Source organism: Bacillus sp. P14.5, from assembly GCF_003316765.1.
Taxonomy (GTDB): domain Bacteria; phylum Bacillota; class Bacilli; order Bacillales; family Bacillaceae_B; genus Rossellomorea.
In genome coordinates, this window is sequence record NZ_NIJF01000021.1 from 1 (window position 1) to 2,510 (window position 2,510).

At 54.2% G+C, this 2,510-nt stretch carries 1 pseudogene; it reads left to right on the forward strand.

Annotated features, from left to right (window positions below):
- A pseudogene (locus B9Z54_RS25480) lies at positions 1-2,459 on the forward strand (PolC-type DNA polymerase III); the annotation flags it as partial.
- Positions 2,460-2,510: the final 51 nt, after the last annotated feature.

Here is a 2,510-nt window from a genome sequence, read left to right on the forward strand (position 1 = left end):
CTGCGTCATTTGTACGAATTGATCTCGTTGTCACATATCGATTACTTGTTCCGGATGGCCCGTATGCCGCGCTCGGAGATCGTGAAGCGCCGCGAAGGGCTCCTCATCGGTTCGGCGTGTGACAACGGCGAGATTTTTGACGCCGCCCTTAACAAGTCGGATGAAGAGCTTGAGAAGATGATGGCATTTTACGATTTCATCGAGATTCATCCGCCGGCGCTCTATATGCATTTGATCGATAAGGAGATCGTCGCCAACGAGCTCGAGTTACGCGAAATCATCAAACGAATCATTCGCGTCGCCGGTCAAGCCGGCCTTCCGGTCTGTGCGACCGGGAACGTCCACTACCTTGACCGGACGGATCGATCGTATCGCGAGATCTTGATTCGGACGCAAGGCGGCGCCAACTTCATCAATACACGGAAAGAACTGCCGCACGCTCATTTCCGGACGACGAAAGAGATGATGGAAGAGTTCAAATTCCTCGGTGACGACCTCGCCCGCGAAATCGTCATCACGAATCCGAACGCGATTGCCGATCAAATCGAATCGATTCAAATCATCCCTGACGATTTATACACGCCGAAGATTGAAGGCGCGGACGACGAGGTCCGCAACATGAGTTACGACATGGCCCGCTCGATCTACGGGGAAGAATTGCCTGAGATCGTCGAGGCCCGGCTTGAGAAAGAATTGAAATCGATCATCGGTCACGGGTTCGCCGTCATCTATTTGATTTCGCATAAGCTCGTCAAGAAGTCGCTCGACGACGGCTACCTCGTCGGTTCACGTGGTTCGGTCGGCTCGAGTTTCGTCGCGACGATGACCGAGATCACCGAGGTCAATCCGCTCCCGCCGCATTACGTCTGTCCGAAGTGCCAACATTCGCATTTCTTCAATGACGGTTCGGTCGGGTCCGGGTATGACCTTCCGGACAAACAATGTCCGGAGTGCGGGACGTGGTATACGAAGGATGGGCACGATATCCCGTTTGAGACGTTCCTCGGTTTCAAAGGGGACAAGGTCCCGGATATCGACTTGAACTTTTCGGGTGAATATCAACCGCACGCCCACGCCTATACGAAAGTGTTGTTCGGGGAGGAGTATGTATACCGTGCCGGAACGATCGGGACGATTGCCGACAAGACGGCGTATGGATATGTGAAAGGCTATGCGACCGAGAACGACAAGATTTATCGGAATGCCGAGGTCGATCGGCTCGTCTCGGGCGTCACCGGCGTCAAACGGACGTCCGGGCAACACCCGGGGGGATCATCGTCGTCCCGGACTATATGGACATCGCCGAAATCTCGCCGATTCAATATCCGGCCGATGACAAGTCGTCCGAATGGAAGACGACCCATTTCGACTTCCACTCGATTCACGATAACTTGCTCAAACTCGATATCCTCGGCCACGATGACCCGACCGCCATCCGGATGCTGCAAGACTTGTCCGGTATCGACCCGAAGACGATTCCGACGGATGACCCGACCGTCATGAAAATCTTTTCGTCCACGGACGTGCTCGGGGTCACACCGGAGCAGATCGAATCGAAGACGGGAACGCTCGGCATTCCGGAGTTCGGCACAAAGTTCGTCCGCCAGATGCTCGAAGAGACGAAACCGTCGACGTTCTCCGAACTCGTTCAAATCTCGGGACTGTCCCACGGGACCGACGTTTGGATCGGCAACGCCAACGAGCTCATCTATAACGGCACGTGTGAACTGAAAGACGTCATCGGTTGTCGTGACGACATCATGGTCTACTTGATCTATGCAGGCCTCGAACCGTCGTTCGCCTTCAAAATCATGGAGTCGGTGCGAAAAGGGAAAGGCTTATCGGAAGACATGGAGACGGAGATGCGGGCCAACGATGTCCCGGAATGGTATATCTCGTCTTGTAAGAAGATCAAGTACATGTTCCCGAAAGCGCACGCCACGGCGTACGTGCTCATGGCCGTCCGCATCGCCTACTTCAAAGTGCATCACCCGATTTTGTATTACGCGACGTACTTCACGGTCCGTGCCGGCGACTTCGACTTGTCGGCGATGATCAAAGGGTCACAGGCCGTACGCAAGGCGATGTCGGATATCCGCGAAAAAGGGTTCGAAGCCACGGCGAAAGACAAGGGTCTGCACACCGTGCTCGAGCTCGCGCTCGAAATGTTAGAGCGCGGCATGAAGTTCCAAAACATCGATTTGTATCGCTCGAGTGCGACGGAGTTCTTGATTGAGGGCAACACCCTCATCCCTCCGTTCAATGCGGTCGACGGTCTCGGGACGAACGCGGCGAAAGCGATCGTCGAGGCACGTGCCGAAGGGCAGTTTTTATCGAAAGAAGACTTGCGCAAACGCGCCAAGTTGTCGAAGACGATCGTCGAGACGCTCGATACGATGAAATGTCTCGAAGGTCTCCCGGATGAGAACCAACTCTCGTTCTTTGATTTTGGGGTGTAAGTTGCGAAAAACCGGGAAAATATGATATATTGGTATCGAACAATGTTGGAT